Origin of the sequence: Actinomyces oris (assembly GCF_001553935.1) — a bacterium.
GTDB classification, from domain to species: Bacteria; Actinomycetota; Actinomycetes; order Actinomycetales; family Actinomycetaceae; genus Actinomyces; species Actinomyces oris_A.
On record NZ_CP014232.1, the window covers coordinates 1,050,164 to 1,066,828 of the forward strand.

Below are 16,665 nucleotides of genomic sequence, written 5' to 3' on the forward strand. Positions count from 1 at the left end.
TCTGTGGAACTCTGTGACGCGGTATGCAGTTCTGGGTCCGTCTGGCCGGTGGTGGACCAGCAGGTGGGCCGACGGCGCTCGCTGCGGGCAGGCCGGGACTAGCCGGCCGCCTGACCTGGCGGTTCTGTCTGCGGACTGGCGATGGTGACGGCGAACATCTGGTGGCGGCTGACGCCGTCGGAGTCCAGCAGGTGGCGCACCGCCGAGGTGGCGAAGCCGGCGAAGACCGTCCCCACCAGTCCCCGAGCGGCGGCGCGCAGGTGCAGCGAGTAGATGAGGGCGGCGCTGCGGCTCATGGTGAAGCGGTAGCCGGCGGCCCCGCCCCAGGCGTCGGCCTCATCGAGGTTGGCGGCCACCGAGACGATGGCCCCGGCGCGGGCGAACTCCTTCTGCACCGCCATGCCCTCGATCTCCTCGGCCGGTGGCAGGGGGCGGACGAGGTCGACGCCGTCGAGCCGTACCCGGTGGATGCCGGGCTCGGCGCCGCGCGGGCGCAGCAGGAGCACGAAGGGCTCCAGGGGGCAGGCCGCCGCGTCCGCCCCCCAGGTGCGCGCGTCGTCGGCCAGGGCGTCACGGACCATGCCCAGGAGGGCCTCGGCCTCGAGCGGCTCGGTGCCGTAGCTGGTCGACGACGAGCGGCGCTCGAAGGTCTCGTGCAGGCTGTGGGGGTAGGGGGCCTGGGGGCCGGGAACGAGCGCGTCCGGCACCCGGCAGTCCAGCGGCGGACGCGGGCGGCGCGCGGCCAGGCCGTCGGAGGTCGGCTCGGCGGGGCGAGTGTCCGATCCGGCGGAGAAGCCGGAGATGAGCTCGCGCAGCGTCTCGAAGTCAGTGCGCACGGCGGCCTCCCAGGTCGACGACGATGCAGGCCGGTTCCCGGGCCGGGTCGGTGCCCAGCGCCCGGGCGATGCGCTGCTCGTCCCAGCGGGCCCGGGCGCGCAGCGGCACCCCCAGGGCCTCGGCGACCAGGCGGAGCACCTCGAAGGAGCAGCCGCAGTCCTGGACCGCGATGCGCAGAGCGAAGGAGAAGTACTTGCGGGCCACCTTGTCCACGTTCCCGGTCAGGACGATCCGGGCGCCGACGCCGTCGGGTGGGAGATCCGACCCGGCCTCCGTCGCTGCATCCGTCCCTGCGTCCGTCCCGGTGTCAGCCGCCGAGGGGGCGGGGCCGATGAGGGCCAGGGCGTGGTCGCGCTCGATGTAGACGTAGGTGCCGGGGGCGAGCCGCTGCCCGGCCGCCACCGTGACCTCCTGGCCGCTCTGCTCGTGCTCGGGCACGAGGACGTAGGCGGTCACCGAGCCGATGTTGCCGCCGGCGGCCGTCCAGCGGCGCAGCTTGGCGCTCAGCGGGGCCTGAGGGGCCTCGGCCGACTCCGGACCGGTGGGTTCGGCGCCGAGCGGCTCGCGCACACCAACCGACAGCGCCAGGATCGTGGCGAGCTCGCTCAGGGTGGGGCGGGCGAGGACGTCGGGCTCGGCGCCGTCGTCGGTGAGCGGGTGCGCAATCGGCCAGGGCTGGTCGAGGCGCTCGAGGTCGGCCGGCGGCAGGGGCGTGCGCGGGCAGACCGGCCAGTCGCGGAACTCGCGCTGGAGGCGCAGGTTGGAGGGCTTGTAGTGCTGCTGGTGGCCCTTGGAGTCGACGAAGGCGGCCGGCGGGATGGCCACGGACTGCTCGTAGCGGGCCCCTACGGGGGCCGAGGGCGCCACCGGCACCGGCTCCTCGCCGGCCCCGGCCACCGAGCAGACGGGGCAGCCGGGGCGGGAGACGACCGGGCGGTCGGAGTAGGTGAAGGTGGCCAGCTCGGTGCGCCGCGCGTCCCCGGGCAGGTGGGTGACGGTGGCGCGGGCGAGGAGGGCGGCCACGGCCCGGGCGGCCAGGCCGACGATGATGTCGTGGCGGGCTGCCTCGGGGCGAGGGCCGATCTCGGGCTCGTCGGCGCAGGCGCAGGCCAGGCAGGGCGAGAAGGACTCATCGACATAGGGGCCGACCGTCACCGCCTCCTGCTCGGCACGCACCCGCAGCAGCGCGATGCCCTCCTCCCGGCAGCGGCGCGCCACCTCCTGGGAGCGGGCCGTGGAGTCGGCGGTCTCGACCAGGACGGTGAGGGTGTCCCCGCGGCGGGGGGCGCTGTCGAGCCGCACCTCAGGCAGGGTGGGCTCCAGGGCCGCGACCATCTCCCCGGCCAGCTCGGCGTCCCCCACGACGGCGACCCGGGCGGCGGCCAGGCGGCGGGCGGCGTCCTGCCAGGAGTCGTTGACGCCGGTGGAGTCGCCCAGGCGGGAGAGCAGACGGGCCAGCTCGGGCGGCGGGTCAACGGGGGCGGGCTCGGTGTCGCCCTCCTCGACGATGCCGCCGGTCCACAGCAGGGAAACGGCCTCGAAGGCGGCCTGGGGGCCGACGCCGGTGACCTCGCCGATCTCCTCGAGGGTGCGGGTGCCGTCGCAGGCCTGGAGCAGGGCGCCCATGTGCTCGCGGGCGAAGGCCCCACCCAGGACCTGGCTCTTGCGGGCACCGTCGATGATCCAGCCGGTCTCCTCGGGCCGGGCGCGCAGGCCCAGGCGTACCACGGGCTTGCGGGGGATACGGAACTGCAGGTCGCGGCGGGCGGCGCGGCCGACGTCGCCGGCGCGCATGACGGAGCCTGTGGCGTCCCCGGCCATCTCAGGCCACCTCCCCACGCCGCTCGGGCAGGAGGGCCGCGAGCGCGGGCAGGCCGTCGCGGCGGCCCTCGTAGCGGCCCGAGCAGGTCTCGCAGCGGTCCACGGCCACGGTCGGCGAGCAGGTGGTGATGCCGGAGACGAGGTCGATGGTCCACACCCGGCCGCCGATCGGGGCGACGTCGTCGGAGTCTGTCGTGGCCGGGTCCTGGGGGCCGGGGGCGTCGAGGGTCTGCAGGGCCAGGGAGATGAGGCCGGCGCCCAGGAGCACATGGTGGTGGGCGTAGGCCTGCTCCAGCGGGCCGTGTTCGGAGGCGACCTCGGGGGCAGGGGGCGGTAGCCATGCTGGCGGCGACGCCGGTCGTAGCAGCGGTAGCAGGCGCTGCGGCCGGGGACCACGAGCGGCCCGCAGCGCAGCTCGGTGGGGAAGAGCTCCAGGCCCAGGGAGGGCATCCCCCGGGTGAAGGACAGGGTGTCGAGGTCCTCGCGCAGGCCGGTCTGGTCGGGGTCGGCGATGAGGACCGCGCGGTCGGCGTAGGGGATGTAGGCGCTGACCAGCCCCTGGTCGACCGGGATGACGACGTCGCCGGGCCCGGCCAGGCGCGTGGCGACGGCGCGCGCGAACCCGCCCTGGGGCAGGTAGGCCGTCACCGGCCCCGTGGGGGCCTGCGGCGCCGGGTGCTGTGCCGGCAGTGCGGCCGGTGCGGGCGGCGTCGTGCTCATGTCGGGTCGGGGCTCCTGGGTGTCGGTCAGTGAGGTGGACGGGTATGCGGACATCGGGCTCAGGCGAAGGGCTGGCGGACGGGGTTGATCCCCGCCTCGTCGTGGACGGTCAGGCCCATGGCTCGGGGCGCCTGATAGAGGCGGGGCGTGGCCAGGTAGCGGGCGCGGTGGCTGAAGGACAGGGGCATGGCCTCGGGGATGAGGGCCTTGATGACATGCATGCCGACCTGGCGGGCCTCGTCGGTGGTGATGTCGACGACGATGGCCTCGGCGCCGGCCCGCTCCAGGTTGGTGACGACCTGCTCGAGCGGGTCGGGGCCGGCACTGCCGCCGGCGCCGTCGGGGCTGTCACCGCTGCCAGCGCCGGGCCTGGACTCCGGGAGGGTGCCGATGTCATCGAGGGCGTGGACGGGCCGCTCCCCCTCCAGGAGGAAGTCGAAGACGTGGCGCATGGACAGCTCGGCGTCGGCCAGGGCGCCACCAACCACGGTGAGGTCCTGCCCCTTGATCTCCTGGGCGCGCGGGCCACGGGCGTGGCTGCGCAGGGCGATGCGCAGGGAGGCGAGCTCGCGGTAGATCTTGGCCAGCGCCCGCTGCGGGTCGATGTCGCAGGTGGCGGCCACCACCTGGGCCAGCTCGGGGTCGACCTGGGAGGTCTGGACGGCGTAGAGAGTGGGGACGCCGTAATCGGTGGTGGCGTCGAACAGGTGGGTCTCCAGCTCGGTGGAGGTGCCGACCCGGTGGTACTCGGCGACCTCCTCCCCCAGGGTGGTGGGGTCGACGGCGACCGCGGGCAGGCGTAGGCGCTGGAGCCAGGTCAGGGCGATGGAGTCGCGCTCGATGACCTCGAGCAGGCCACCCAGGACCGCCTCGCGCAGGTCGGAGTGCGCGGCGGTGCCGGTGGAGATGGGGTTGACGAACTGCTCGGAGGGGGTGCGCACCGGGAAGTTGAGGTATGTCAGCACCGCTGGGACGAAGACCTCACGGCCTCGGGTCAGGGACCAGCCGCGCACCCATCGCAGGGGGACGCGGGGGTCGGAGGCGATGAGCCCGCAGTCGGGGTCGGCCAGCTCGGTGGCCGAGCACGCCGGCCAGCGCTCCGGTCCGATCGCGGCCTCGCCGAGACCGGCGGGGGTGTCCCACACCAGCTCCTCCTCCGTCCATGAGCAGCTGGAGTAGCGCTCCATCGTCTCCACAATCGCGATGTGTCTGGCGCGATCGGCGTCGATGGCCCCGCCGGCCCCGTCGAAGTTGCCCGCCTCGGCACGGTGATTCCAGGTGCGCTGTGACCTCAGCGCCTCAGAGGGATCACCCAGAAGACCGGTCCAGATCGCGAAGACCGGCTCTCCGGCCGCTTGGGGCAGCTCGGTGGAACGGGAAACCAGGCCGAAGGGAGACTCGAGTGACGCAGCACGAGCCAGTGATGGCGCGACGCCCTCAATGAGCGCAGAGCGATACACGGACCCTCCTTCCTGGGAACGACAGAGGAGGCACACTTGGGGAAGTGCCGTTGGACATGAGCCTGCCGGAATCCGACGGGGCCTCGCATCGCCCTTTGATCTATTGCTTTCCTCGCCGTTTGGATGGCTCCCTCCACCTTTCGTCGGGGCGCGTCTGAGGGTGTTTACACGGCGATCATCTTTTTTCAGGTAGTTTGTTCACTGTTCCCAGCAGACCGCGCCCCCCACTGATCGCGGACTGCACACATCTGCCCAAGGAGACTCATGTCTTCCCAGATTTCTCCCGATTGTGTCGGCCTGGCCCTGGTCGACGACGACGCGATGGCCCTGGCCCACCTGGAGTCCTATTTCTCCGACGTCGAGGACTTCACGATCCTCACCGCAACGCGCTCACCTCGCGCCGTCCTGCGATTTGTGCAGTCCCATCAGGTCGACGTCCTCATCACCGATGTCCACATGGAGCACATGGACGGCGTGGAGATGACCCGGGAGGTGCTCCGCCTCTCGCCGTCGACCCGGGTCATCCTGCTGACCACGGTGGACACCGACGAGGACCTCCTGCAGGGCCTAGGAGCCGGGGCCAGCGGCTTCCTGCTCAAGAGCGCACCGGCCGAGGAGATCATCGCGGCGGTGCGCACGGTCCACTCCGGGGCGAAGGTCGTGGCCCCGACGCCGACGACGCGCCTGATCGACTACGCCCTGGCCTCCGTGCGCGGCGCGGACGGCAGCGTCCACCTCTCTCAACGGGAGCGCGACGTGCTCCGCCTCCTGTGCGAGGGGGCCTCGAACCGCAAGATCGCCTCCCTGCTGGCCATCGCCGAGGCAACGGTCAAGTCCCACATCACCGGCCTGTTCCATAAGACGGGGACGGTCTCGCGCCTGGAGATCGTGGTGTGGGCCTTCAAACACGGCTACGCCTCCAACAGCCCCATCACCATCCCGGCCACCAGCGCCCCGAGCGGCTCGACCCCGGGCTCCGCCGCACCCTGAGGCGCGACCACTCCCTGGGGCCGCACCCTCGCGCCCCTCGCGTCTCAGCCGTTGAGGGCCCGGATGACGATGAACAGCAGGACGAAGAGGATCCAGCCGATGACCTTGGCCGGGCTCGTGCTGGACCGCGAGGACGACGCCGGCCTCCTGGCGCTGCGCGAGGAGGTCGGGGCGTTGTAGCGCCCCATCCCGAAGGAGGCGCCGGGGGCGCCTGCGAGGCCGGAGGGCGGCGGAGGTGCGGTCGGCAGGCCACCACCGGCCGGCGCTCCTCTCACGGCCCAGGGGTCGGCCTCTACGCGACCCGGGGCGGCCCCGACCGGCCCGGCGATCCCCGGCACCGGGTAGGGCGCCGCGGGCGCGAAGCGTCCGGGCAGCATCGGAGCCGGCAGCTCAGGCCTCGTCACTGCCTGCCGCTGCGGGGGCGGGGCGGGGGTCCGCGAGCCCCGGGCCGCGGCTGTGCGCGAGGCGGTGCGGGCGGAGGCGGTATGGGCGGAGGCGGTGTGCGGCCTGGCCGTACGCCGGCTCGACGACAAATGCCGCCCGCCCCTGTCGTCGCGACCGGTCGCACCGGCAGGCTCGGTGGCCTCGGCGTCGGCGGGCTCGCGGCCCGGGCCGTTGTCGTCGTCGAACAGCGGTGAGCCCATGAGCGGGTCGCCCAGGACGGAGCCGAAGGGGTCCTCACCCAGGCCGATGTCGGAGGGCTCCCAGCCCGTGGGCGCCAGCGACACCGCATCATCCGCGTCGTCGACGCCTCCAGAGCCGCCCGTCCGAGCCACCGCGGCCTCAGGTCCGCCACGCCCACCGTGACCGCCACCAGGGCCGGCGGAGGCTCCCCCCATGCGGCTCACCCAGGCACGCAGCTCCGGGGAGCAGCCCGGGTTGTCCACAATGACACCGCGCAGGTCGGGTCGGTTGCCGGCCAGCACCATGAGGCGCCCGGCGCCCGCCCTGGGGTCCCGGGCGACCTGGAGATCGGGGTCATCTGGCATCTGGGGCGCCGCGTCGGAGTCGGCGGGGCCGGGGGAGGCATGGGCAACAGCGGTCATGGCACGAGCATCCCACGTCCCCTGACGCCATGTCCCGGATCCGCGCCCATCCGGCCGAGCACCAACAACCACATACCCCTCAGGGGTATTTGACACCCCTACCCCTAGGGGTATGGTTCATACCGACCGAGACAACGGAGGAGATATGGCCGGCTACACCGGATCCAAGGAGGACTACCTCAAGCGCCTGCGCCGCATCGAGGGGCAGGTTCGGGGCATCTCCCGCATGGTTGAGGAGGACATCTACTGCATCGACGTCCTCACCCAGATCTCCGCCGCCACCAAGGCCCTCCAGGCCGTCAGCCTCGGCCTGCTGGAGGACCACATGAGCCACTGCGTCCTGCACGCCGCCCAGGCCGGCGACGAGGAGGGCACCGCCAAGATCCGCGAGGCCTCCGACGCCATCGCCCGGCTCGTGCGGTCCTGAGCGTCACGGCCCGCTTCGCGGCGAACCACCTGGTTCCCGTTCCGATCCAACCGTTTTCCGCACACACTTCCCAAGGAGTGAGAGATGACTGAGTTCACCGCCGACGGTATCGACCGCACCACCACCCTCAAGGTCTCCGGACTCACCTGCGGCCACTGCGTCGCCCACGTCACCGAGGAGCTCGAGGCGCTCGACGGCGTCAAGGACGTCTCCGTCCTGCTCAACAAGGGCGGGCAGTCCACCGTCACCGTGCTCTCCGACATCCACCTCGACGACGCCGCCCTGGCCGAGGCCATCGACGAGGCCGGGGACTACACGCTCGACGCCGTCGAGCGCGACGACCGCGAGCGCTGAGCCCGGACATGCCCCGTCGGCGCCCGAAGCCCGGGTGCCGACGGGCGGCAGCGGACGCCAGCAGACAGCACCAGACGACAACGGACACAGAAGGCTCCCATGAGTACGACCAGCCAGGAATCCAGCGGGCAGCTGCGCACCGTCAACCTCTCCATCGGAGGCATGACCTGCGCCAGCTGCGTGGCCCGGGTGGAGAAGAAGCTGAACAAGCTCGACGGCGTGAGCGCCTCGGTCAACCTCGCCACCGAGTCGGCCCGAGTCACCGCCCCAAGCGCAGTGAGCGTCGATGACCTCCTGGCCACGGTCGCCCGCGCCGGCTACACCGGCACCCTGCTGGACTCCGCCTCACCAGATGAGTCGGCGCAATCGGAGGCGTCACCGGCCGGGGAGCCCGCGTCGGCGGCGTCGACAGCGCCGGCGTCGGGACCGTCCACGCCCGGTTCGGCCGAGGGTGGACGCGGCACCAAGGGCACAGGCGGCCGCGCGACACTGTCCATGGCTGCGGCGCCGGCCACGCGCCCGGGCGCCCCCGCCGGCACCAACAGCACGAACGGCCCCGCCGGCACCTCCCCCCGCTCCGCCTCCGGGAGCGGGGCAAAGTCCCTGGGCGCCTCGCATATGGAGCGGGCCGCCGACCTGCGCCTGCGGCTCATCTACTGCCTCATCCTGTCGGTGCCGATCATGGCGATCTCCATGGTGCCGGCCCTCCAGCTGCCGGGCTGGCAGTGGGCGGTGGCGCTCATGGCGCTGCCGGTGGCGGTCTGGGGGGCCTGGCCCTTCCACAAGGCGGCCTTCCGGGCGCTGCGCCACGGGGCCTTCACGATGGACACGCTCGTGTCCCTCGGGGTGATCGCCGCGACCGGCTGGAGCCTATGGGCGCTGGTGCTCGGCGGGGCCGGGCACATCGGCATGCGGATGAGCATGGAGCTGCTGCCCCGCTCCCAGGGGCATGCCGCCCACATGTACTTCGAGTCGGCCGCCTGGGTGACCACCTTCCTCCTGGCGGGCCGCTACGCGGAGGCGCGCGCCAAGTACCGTTCCGGCGACGCCCTGCGCGCCCTGCTGGAGCTGGGCGCCAAGGAGGTGACCCGAGTCGTCCTCACCTCGCCGTCGGGCAGCCGCGACGCCGTCGACGTCCTGGACGAGGACGGCTCGCCGCGCGCGGAGGCCACCCGCACCGAGGAGCGCATCAGTGTTGAGGACCTGGCGGCCGGGGACCTGTTCCTCGTGCGGCCCGGCGAGAAGGTGGCCGCCGACGGCGTCGTCGTCGAGGGCCGCTCGGCCGTGGACGCCTCGCTGCTCACCGGGGAGTCCGTGCCCACCGAGGTCGAGGCGGGACAGACCGTCACCGGGGCGACCGTCAACACCTCCGGCGTCCTGCTGGTGCGGGCCACGGCCGTGGGCGAGGGCACGACGCTGGCGCGGATCGGCCGGATGGTGACGGCTGCGCAGGCGGGTAAGGCCCCCGTCCAGCGCCTGGCGGACCGGATTTCGGGGGTGTTCGTGCCCATCGTCCTGGTGCTGTCGGCCGCGACCCTGGCGGGGTGGCTGCTCACCGGGCACAGCCCGCAGGCGGCCTTCACCGCGGCGGTGGCCGTGCTCGTCATCGCCTGCCCCTGCGCGCTGGGGCTGGCCACGCCGACGGCGTTGCTGGTCGGTTCGGGCCGGGCCGCCCAGTTGGGCGTGGTCATCAAGGGCCCCGAGGTGCTGGAGTCGACGCGGGCTCTGGACACGATGGTCATGGACAAGACCGGCACCGTCACCCAGGGGCGCATGAGCCTGGAGGTTGAGGCCTGCCAGGAGGTGGGCGCCGGCGCTGGTACCGGCGCAGATACCAGTGCAGACTCCGCCGCGGGCCTGAGCCCGCTCGGGGATGAGGCGCTGCGCCTGGCCGGGGCGGTCGAGTCCGCCTCGGAGCACCCGGTGGCCACCGCCATCACGGCGGCCGCCCGCGAGCGACTGGGCGACCTGCCGACGCCGGCCGACTTCTCCAACCACGAGGGCCGGGGCGTCTCCGCCACGGTGGAGGGGCGCCGGGTCGCGGTGGGCCGGCCGGACTGGCTCGCCGGCGAGATGGGCGCTGAGGTTCCCGAGGCGGTGCGCTCCGCGGTGGAGGAGGCCCAGGACTCCGGGGCCACCGCCGTCGTCCTGGCCGTGGGCGGGGCCGGTGAGGCCGCGAGCACCGACGCCGAGGCGCCGGACGAGGCCGCCGCGGACAGCACCGACGACGCCGGCACTGCGGCCCCCGATACGCAGCCACTAAAGGCGGTAGCCGTTCTCGTGGTGCGGGACACGGTGCGGCCCTCCTCGCGGGCGGCGGTGGCGGCGCTGCGCGAGCTGGGGATCCGGCCGGTGCTGCTGACCGGGGACAATGCCCGGGCCGCTGAGCATGTGGCGGCGCAGGTGGGGATCGAGGCCGCCGACGTGCGCGCCGAGGTGCTGCCCGCCGACAAGCGCGACGTCGTCGCCGACCTGCAGGCCCAGGGCGCGGTGGTCGGCATGGTGGGTGACGGGGTCAACGACGCCGCCGCCCTGGCCCAGGCCGGCACGCAGGGGCTGGGATTCGCCATGGGCTCGGGGGCGGACGTGGCCATCGAGGCCGCCGACATCACCCTGGTGCGCACGGACCTGGATGCGGCGGTGGCGGCGGTGCGGGTGTCGCGGGCGACCCTGCGGATCATCCGTCAGAACCTGTTCTGGGCCTTTGCCTACAACGTGGCCGCGATCCCGCTGGCGGCCGCCGGGCTGCTCAACCCGATGATCGCGGGGGCCGCCATGGCCGCCTCCAGCGTCATCGTGGTCACCAACTCCCTGCGGCTGCGCCGGGCCGGCTGACCGCAGGTCAGGGTGCGGGATGGGCGTCGGGGACCGCATCCCGCCCCTGCCTGGTCTCATACAGTCAGGCGCCCCTGTCCAGGGGCCTGCGCCAGGGAGAACGAAGAACGGCAACCACGAGGTGCCGGGACGTGGGCCGCCTCAGGGAGCCATTCACGTGAGGTCAGAAGACGTCAAGATCCTTGAAGTGAATGACCTGCCGATCCTGCCGTCCGTCACTCAGAACGACGGTGATCTCGACGTCACCTTCGCCGCCGAACTCATCAAGATCCGACGGACTCATGGCAGCGAGCTCGGCAAGCTCGGGATCGTCTACTACGTCCGCGAACTCACCGTCATGACTGTCGATCTCGTTGTGCTCAGGCCGGCTCTCCCAAGGGGCCAAAAGGAGGTTCTCCTCCGGAGACAGGGCTTGCGGAACCTCTGCTGGCATGTATTCGAAGTAACCCTCGGGCGGAGCCGCCAACTTCCGCGAGCGGAACGGAGGAACGCCTCGCAGGAAGTAAAGACATTCGTTGCCCGGCAGACGAGAGATCTCATCTGCCGTCATGAGCTCGCGACCTGACGAGCGATATGATCGGGACCAGGATCCCTGAGCTCCTCGCTGATCCGAGTTGTCTTCCTGGGTGATAGTCTCCTTACCCAGCCTCTTGGAGATGAACTCGGTTGTGGACCCCTCATTTCCTCCTAAGAAGAGCAGGGAGTCACAGTTCCCGACAATAGTCTCCCAGTCATCCTTATAGAGAGCTTTTCCCTGAGAGTAGTTCTGCAGGATGACAGAGGTGGAGATACCACGAGAGCGCATCACGGCAATTTTACGCTCAAAGCTGGGCATTTTTCCGATATTGGCGAACTCATCCATGTAGCACTGCACTGGAACCGGGAGTCGGCCACCAGAATGATCCGCAATATAAATGTTCTTCTCAAAGAACGTCTCATAGAAGATGGACGCCAGGAAGTTGAATGCCTGATGGGTATCGGGGATCACAAGGAACAGTGCCGTCGGGCGCATTCCAATCTGATCCGCCTTGATCGTATCTGATCCCAGTATTCTCCGCATGGGCGCCATGTGGAGGGGTGCCATTCTCACTCCCAGAGAGATGATCACTGACTTCTTGGTCTCTCCAGCGCCCTGCGTGTACACATTGTACTGAGAGCATGCGAACCGAAGACCTTCGATTATCTTGTTGCCGTCCGGGTCGGAGTCTGGATTATTGTCACAATCGGCAATGTACTCCTTCGTGGCAAGGAACAGCTCGTCGACTGGGCTAAGTGCTTCCTCATTTTGCTCAGAAGCTGTCATCATCGACAAAAGCTCGACAACATCAAGAAGTGTCCCCTTCTCACCCTTGGTGAAGTACACCATCGCAACGAGGGCGGTGAGCAGGGCCCTTTCCGCCTTCTCCCAGAAATCGCCACCATCGGAAGGCTTCTTTCCTGTCGTGTTCGTGATGAAGTTCTCTGTCAGAATGGCGCAGTCGACTTCCGCCTGGTCAGGGTTGAAGTACGCAAGAGGATTGAAAGTGTCAGATCGAGCGAAGTCAACAAGGTTGAGGCACCGTATTTCATACCCGAGCTCAAGGAGTTTGTTTCCCGTTGCCGCGAGAACTTCACCTTTGGGGTCCGTCACAACGTAGGAGGTGTTTCCCTGATGAAGATTAGGCATGACGAAGTAGCGCGACTTACCCGAACCGGAGCTACCAATGACAAGGACATTAAGGTTTCGCTGTGTCTTCCGAGAATCGAGACTCAAAGATTCAGTACGAGTGAATAGAATATCATTCGACCGATTCCCAACGTAAGGACGAATGTCTCTGGGGCTCGCCCATTTGGCTGACCCGTGCTCCTCCCCTGGGCGCGTGGCTTTTCTGGCACCCACATGATAGGCCCACATCATGAGGATCGCCGCAGCGAATCCCGCTCCGACGAGCATATCGGTCGTATTCCAGGAGATGTGAAAAGGACTCTGGAGGTCGAACCAGAATCTGTCCATCACGTCACTGAGAGTGCGCCCGGCGGAACGGTCAGTTCGTATCTGCCAGGATATCTTGTCTCCAACCCACCAGGAAATCAGGGTCACTGACGCGAGAATGACATATCGAATTCTACTCATTATTGTTCCTCCGAAATTTAGTTGCCGTAGAACGCGATTGTCAGCGCGACCCTAATGACGGCGGCTTCATCGGTGCGCCCTGAGGAGCGCCCAGACCAGGCGTCGATCTTCTCCCTTTATTTCCAGGCACATTATTGCGGTTCACATTCTGGCGAGCCTGAGGAATACCATCAACGTGCTTCAGCGGCCCGGAAAGTGCCGGCTTCGGCATGCCGGGATTCATGCCACGAGGAGTTCTGGGGTTCAAATTTGGGCCGCCAATCTTTTGGCTGCGACCACGGAGGATATCGCCGAGACTTGATAGCCCCTTCATTAAGGAACTAGGATTATTCGCGCTGATACTTACTTGGACGCTGCCATCTCCTCCGATATTGGCAGCAATATTCAGTCCCTGCTGAAGAAGGCCTGCCTGAATTTTTGTGAACAGCGATCTGCTCATCCCTTTGGCGCCCATGCCGCGCCCGAGCGGAGCTTGCTTCCGGGAAAGCGAAATTGTTCCGTTACTGATGGAGTTTGCGTTCGCCAGCATCGCCCCTTTATGTCCGAGTCCGGCAATGTTGTGAAGGCTTGAAGGAGTCAACTGGCCAATACGGGCGAGCAGCTGGGGCGCCCCTCTGACCATCCTGATGGTGACATCCACGGATGCTTTGGCTGTGTCATCTGCGAGCATAACAACCTCTACTAATGGTGACGGAACAGAATGTGCTGGTATTGGTAGGCCGTTATTTTAATATTTTCTGGTCGCCTTTCGTAATTCTTGGGCTCAGTTCAGTTATGTTACTTCACTCGTTGACACCGGGGCTGTGAATTGACCTAGGTGAACGCTGTCGTCGATCCGGAGAATAGGCTTATCGGCGTGGGTGGTGGGTGCGGGTGGGGGCTTGGGTGGGTTGGCGTTGCTGGTTGTTCTGGCGGAGCTTGTCGAGCTTGGAGGAGATGCCGGCTATGGCACCGTCTCGTTGGGAGTCGCCGGTGGGGGCCTTGCGGGCCTTGATCGGGTCCTGGGACGCCGCGCGTGCGCCAGAGGCGGTGGCACCGGCCGAGCGCGACGCCGAACGAGACGCGGACCGAGACCCGGAACGGGACGCGGAGCCGGGCGTTGTCCTGGGCGTGGTGTTGGTGCCGCGCCCACCAGCACGACGACTGGGGGTGTCCCCCGCGGTGGGCCCACCAACGCGGCCACTGGTGCTACGGCCGGGGGTGCTGTCTCCTGCGGTGCGAGCGGTGGTGCTGCGCTGGGGCGCCGGCTGTGCCGGCCCGGCTGGGGTCTGGGGCCCGGCTTGGGGTCCTGGCCGGGCCGGGGCAGGAGGTGTGCCTGTTCCCTGGCCGGCCCGCATACGCGAGGGGGCCTCAGGCCAGGCGTTGGCCCCCGGGGCACCTGAGGTGCCCGCCCCAGCAGCACCCCGACCCGGCACACCCGACCGACCAGACCGGCTCGGCTGAACCGGTCGGCCCGGCTGGCCCGGCTGAACCGGTCGGCTCGGCTGAACCGGCTGCCCTGACCGTGCTGGCCGGCCCGGTTGGCCTGGCTGGTTCTGCTGGGCCGACCTACCCGGCTGACCACTCGGCCGGCCTGGTTGGCTATGCCGACCTGGCTGTCCCGGCTGGCCTGGCTGAACTGGCCTGCCCGGCTGACCTGGTTGGGTTGGTTGCTTGGGGGTTGTGGGCGAGGCAGCCCGCTGCGAGCGGGCCGGCGGTTCCGCAGACACCGGCGGCGCAGAAGGCGGCGTGGTCCGCCCGGCCCCAGGCGCCTGCGCCTGGGTAGGCCCGCTCGGTGTGCCCCCATCGGGTGCACCCGCGTTCGGGGCACTGCGACCAGGCCCGCCCGGCGCGCGCCCGTCTGGGGTGCCCTTGTCTGGCCGGTTCTGCTCGGGGGCGCTCTGCTCAGGAGCGCTCACCTCTGGGGCTGCCCTGTCTGGGGCGTTCTGCTCAGGGGCGCTCCTGTCAGGGGCCGCCTTGTCTAAGGGGTTCCTGTCTGGGGCGTTGAGGTCGGGGGTTGGAGCCGACATGGAGGGCGAGGTGTCCGTGGGCCGGGCAACCGGCTCCACCGGAGCCGGCGCCTGCGGAGTCGAAACCGGCACCCCCGGGGCACCCCGATCGGGTACGCCCGTCTCCGGGGCATCCGTACCCAGTCCGTCTGGGGTTGGTGTGTCCAGCCCGTCTGGAGCGGGTGCATCTGGGGTGGGGGTGTCTGGGTGGTCTGGGGTGGGTCCTGGTGGTTGGGTCAGGGCCTGCCGCAGCTCATCACGGGTGAGGTCCTCCAGCCCACCATCACCGCCCAGGGCCTGGGCCAGACGATCAGACAGCACCTGAGGGGTCAGTGGGGGCCCGCGAGGGGAGACCGCCTCCCACTGCTCAGCCAGGCTCCGCGGCTCCAACGCCTCCAACCTCTCGTTCAGGTCCCTAGACAGCTTCGGGGAGTCAGTCAGCACCACCCGCATCTGCAGCAACCGGTCCCCCTGACCCGCGTCCACCGCCGCCTGAGCCGCATCACGAATCAGCTCCCTAGGACCCTGAGCCGTCTGCGCCCCCACCGCCGAGTTCGTCGCCCGGTCCCCCAGAGCCACCACACCCCCCACCAAGGAAGGCCCCTGCGGACCAGACAACAGCTGATCAGGATTGTGCAGCACCGCCAGCTCCTTCATCGCCAGAGAAGCCCACGACCCCGCCACATCCTCAGGAAACCCATGACGGTCTTTCAGATCCTTGGCGAGCTTCTTCTGGAACTTCTGGCGGATGGCGGTGTGGCTGGCTGGGGAGCGCTTGCGCTCGTCGAAGGTGGCCATACCAGCCAGGATCTCCTTGGCACTCATCAGGCTCAGAGCCGTGAACTGCCCATCAAGCTGACGCGTCATCTCCTGCGGCAACCCACTCGAGGACCGATTCTTCCCACCCGTGTGGTACGACACCACCACCGGGTCCACCTTGTCACACCACTGGTCGGCCCCCACCTGGGCACCAGCCGTCCTCAAGGCGGCAGGCCCCTCCCACACCAGCACCGACTGGCCCCCAGCAGACCACGGGGTAAACATGTTCCCAGCCACCAGACCACCACCAGCACCCCGACCAGAACCCCGACCAGAGTCCCGGCCGGGAGCAGGCCGACGCGAGCCACCGCCGCTCACAACCCACCCCCAAAACCACCAGGACCAGCAGGACCACCCGGGCCACCAGGACCATCCTGGCTGTCGGGGCCACTGTGGGGGTCAGAGTCGCCGGGGGTGCTTGCGCCACCACCGGACGTGTCTGTGTTTGTGCTGTTGGGTATGGCGCCTTGGTCGATGAGGAACTGGGTGGCGGCCCCTCCCCAGGCAGCCATGAGATCCACGCCCAGGTACCTGGGCGTGGACTGCGCCAGCCCCACCAGGTAGGGCACAGCCTTCTGCACACTCAACCGATCCCCACGGATCTGGCCACCAAAGCTCAACGGCGGCACAAACCCGAATACCTCGTCAGCACCCGGCACCCCCAGACGCTCAATCCCCTCCACAGCCAAAGGCCGCCCCGACACCTCATCGTCATACACATCCTCAAGCGGGCTGGTGAAAACAGTGCAGCCGCTGCGCTCCCTGACAACCGGATCAGTCATGTTCTCCGCCTCATTGGCATTCGGGGAGATCTCACCATTGATGACGTCGATGTCCACGGCCGGCCCGGAGATCTCCCCCCACAGAAGCATGTACCCCAGGGCGGTACGTGCCACGCAGTGCCAGCGCTGGGGTGGGAACGGCAGCTCGATCCCCTCCAGCCAGGCGTCCACCACCGGCGCCCACTCAACAGGATCCGTGATCCAGGAGCGTCCCTGCCCAAAACCATCAAACCCGAAACGCCTCCAGATATACAGAACCGACTCAGGAAACACGCCCCCAAACCGCTCAAAGTACTCCTCCGGCACCACCCGACCCACACCCAAAGGAGGCATATTGTGGTAGCCCAGCAGCCCTTCCCGGATACGCTCCTCAATCCACTCCGGACCCCACTCAAGATTCTCAGCCCTGGCAAAACCCATGACCTACATCCTTTCCCTAGTCAGCAAACCATCTAGAATATTCATCGCAACAC

At 69.1% G+C, this 16,665-nt stretch carries 14 protein-coding genes; 5 read left to right on the forward strand and 9 right to left on the reverse strand.

Features of this window, described 5'->3' with window-relative positions; translation table 11 throughout:
• Window positions 1–98: 98 nt before the first annotated feature.
• From AXE84_RS04470 to AXE84_RS13440, 3 genes are read right to left on the reverse strand one after another with little or no spacing between them, the layout of a single operon-like run.
• On the reverse strand, window positions 99–836 hold the full coding sequence (locus tag AXE84_RS04470; RefSeq protein ID WP_060957002.1) for a hypothetical protein: 738 nt from the start codon (window positions 834–836) through the stop codon (window positions 99–101).
• Window positions 826–2,658: a hypothetical protein gene (locus AXE84_RS04475; RefSeq protein WP_060957003.1), complete on the reverse strand. Its 1,833-nt coding sequence runs from the start codon at window positions 2,656–2,658 to the stop codon at window positions 826–828. The genes AXE84_RS04470 and AXE84_RS04475 overlap by 11 nt, the downstream gene beginning before the upstream one ends.
• Window position 2,659: 1 nt before the next feature.
• Complete coding sequence (locus AXE84_RS13440; RefSeq protein WP_335339259.1) at window positions 2,660–2,926, reverse strand: hypothetical protein; 267 nt, start codon at window positions 2,924–2,926, stop codon at window positions 2,660–2,662.
• Between the two features lie 71 nt (window positions 2,927–2,997).
• Here AXE84_RS13440 and AXE84_RS13445 point away from each other — a divergent pair, with 71 nt between their 5' ends.
• The gene (locus AXE84_RS13445; RefSeq protein WP_335339260.1) at window positions 2,998–3,411 is read left to right on the forward strand and encodes a hypothetical protein; all 414 of its coding nucleotides are present in this window, start codon (window positions 2,998–3,000) and stop codon (window positions 3,409–3,411) included.
• A 26-nt stretch (window positions 3,412–3,437) separates the two neighbouring features.
• On the opposite strand, the gene AXE84_RS04485 is transcribed toward AXE84_RS13445, so the two are convergent.
• Entirely contained in the window at window positions 3,438–4,838 is a 1,401-nt protein-coding gene (locus tag AXE84_RS04485) for a YcaO-like family protein (protein ID WP_060957004.1), read from the reverse strand.
• Between the two features lie 264 nt (window positions 4,839–5,102).
• Here AXE84_RS04485 and AXE84_RS04490 point away from each other — a divergent pair, with 264 nt between their 5' ends.
• On the forward strand, window positions 5,103–5,828 hold the full coding sequence (locus AXE84_RS04490; RefSeq protein ID WP_060957005.1) for a response regulator transcription factor: 726 nt from the start codon (window positions 5,103–5,105) through the stop codon (window positions 5,826–5,828).
• Between the two features lie 44 nt (window positions 5,829–5,872).
• Here the strand turns inward: AXE84_RS04490 and AXE84_RS12830 are convergent, their stop codons facing one another.
• A complete protein-coding gene (locus AXE84_RS12830; RefSeq protein ID WP_060957006.1) occupies window positions 5,873–6,874 on the reverse strand; it encodes a hypothetical protein in 1,002 nt (333 codons plus the stop codon).
• Between the two features lie 145 nt (window positions 6,875–7,019).
• On the opposite strand from AXE84_RS12830, the gene AXE84_RS04500 reads away from it, so the two are divergent.
• The 3 genes from AXE84_RS04500 to AXE84_RS04510 all read left to right on the forward strand — a co-directional run bounded on the left by AXE84_RS04500 (window position 7,020) and on the right by AXE84_RS04510 (window position 10,490).
• Window positions 7,020–7,301 (forward strand): metal-sensitive transcriptional regulator, encoded by a 282-nt coding sequence (locus AXE84_RS04500; protein WP_010612815.1) that lies wholly within the window; start codon window positions 7,020–7,022, stop codon window positions 7,299–7,301.
• Between the two features lie 84 nt (window positions 7,302–7,385).
• Complete coding sequence (locus tag AXE84_RS04505) at window positions 7,386–7,655, forward strand: heavy-metal-associated domain-containing protein (protein WP_003788344.1); 270 nt, start codon at window positions 7,386–7,388, stop codon at window positions 7,653–7,655.
• Window positions 7,656–7,754: 99 nt separating this feature from the next.
• On the forward strand, window positions 7,755–10,490 hold the full coding sequence (locus AXE84_RS04510) for a heavy metal translocating P-type ATPase (RefSeq protein WP_060957007.1): 2,736 nt from the start codon (window positions 7,755–7,757) through the stop codon (window positions 10,488–10,490).
• A 163-nt stretch (window positions 10,491–10,653) separates the two neighbouring features.
• Here the strand turns inward: AXE84_RS04510 and AXE84_RS04515 are convergent, their stop codons facing one another.
• From AXE84_RS04515 to AXE84_RS04520, 4 genes are all read right to left on the reverse strand, one after another.
• Window positions 10,654–12,570 (reverse strand): VirD4-like conjugal transfer protein, CD1115 family, encoded by a 1,917-nt coding sequence (locus AXE84_RS04515; protein ID WP_236750148.1) that lies wholly within the window; start codon window positions 12,568–12,570, stop codon window positions 10,654–10,656.
• A 73-nt stretch (window positions 12,571–12,643) separates the two neighbouring features.
• The gene (locus AXE84_RS12835; protein WP_167542037.1) at window positions 12,644–13,243 is read right to left on the reverse strand and encodes a hypothetical protein; all 600 of its coding nucleotides are present in this window, start codon (window positions 13,241–13,243) and stop codon (window positions 12,644–12,646) included.
• Between the two features lie 208 nt (window positions 13,244–13,451).
• Window positions 13,452–15,635: a polymorphic toxin type 15 domain-containing protein gene (locus tag AXE84_RS13500; protein WP_081093064.1), complete on the reverse strand. Its 2,184-nt coding sequence runs from the start codon at window positions 15,633–15,635 to the stop codon at window positions 13,452–13,454.
• 89 nt (window positions 15,636–15,724) lie between these two features.
• A complete protein-coding gene (locus AXE84_RS04520; protein WP_060957008.1) occupies window positions 15,725–16,612 on the reverse strand; it encodes a GAD-like domain-containing protein in 888 nt (295 codons plus the stop codon).
• Window positions 16,613–16,665: the final 53 nt, after the last annotated feature.

Coding starts and splice junctions, on each gene's coding strand:
- AXE84_RS04475 (WP_060957003.1), bottom strand. CDS start 2,658: ATGGCCGGGGACGCCACAGGCTCCGTCATGCGCGCCGGCGACGTCGGC.
- AXE84_RS13445 (WP_335339260.1), top strand. CDS start 2,998: ATGCTGGCGGCGACGCCGGTCGTAGCAGCGGTAGCAGGCGCTGCGGCC.
- AXE84_RS04490 (WP_060957005.1), top strand. CDS start 5,103: ATGTCTTCCCAGATTTCTCCCGATTGTGTCGGCCTGGCCCTGGTCGAC.
- AXE84_RS12830 (WP_060957006.1), bottom strand. CDS start 6,874: ATGACCGCTGTTGCCCATGCCTCCCCCGGCCCCGCCGACTCCGACGCG.
- AXE84_RS04500 (WP_010612815.1), top strand. CDS start 7,020: ATGGCCGGCTACACCGGATCCAAGGAGGACTACCTCAAGCGCCTGCGC.
- AXE84_RS04505 (WP_003788344.1), top strand. CDS start 7,386: ATGACTGAGTTCACCGCCGACGGTATCGACCGCACCACCACCCTCAAG.
- AXE84_RS04510 (WP_060957007.1), top strand. CDS start 7,755: ATGAGTACGACCAGCCAGGAATCCAGCGGGCAGCTGCGCACCGTCAAC.
- AXE84_RS13500 (WP_081093064.1), bottom strand. CDS start 15,635: ATGTTTACCCCGTGGTCTGCTGGGGGCCAGTCGGTGCTGGTGTGGGAG.
- AXE84_RS04520 (WP_060957008.1), bottom strand. CDS start 16,612: ATGGGTTTTGCCAGGGCTGAGAATCTTGAGTGGGGTCCGGAGTGGATT.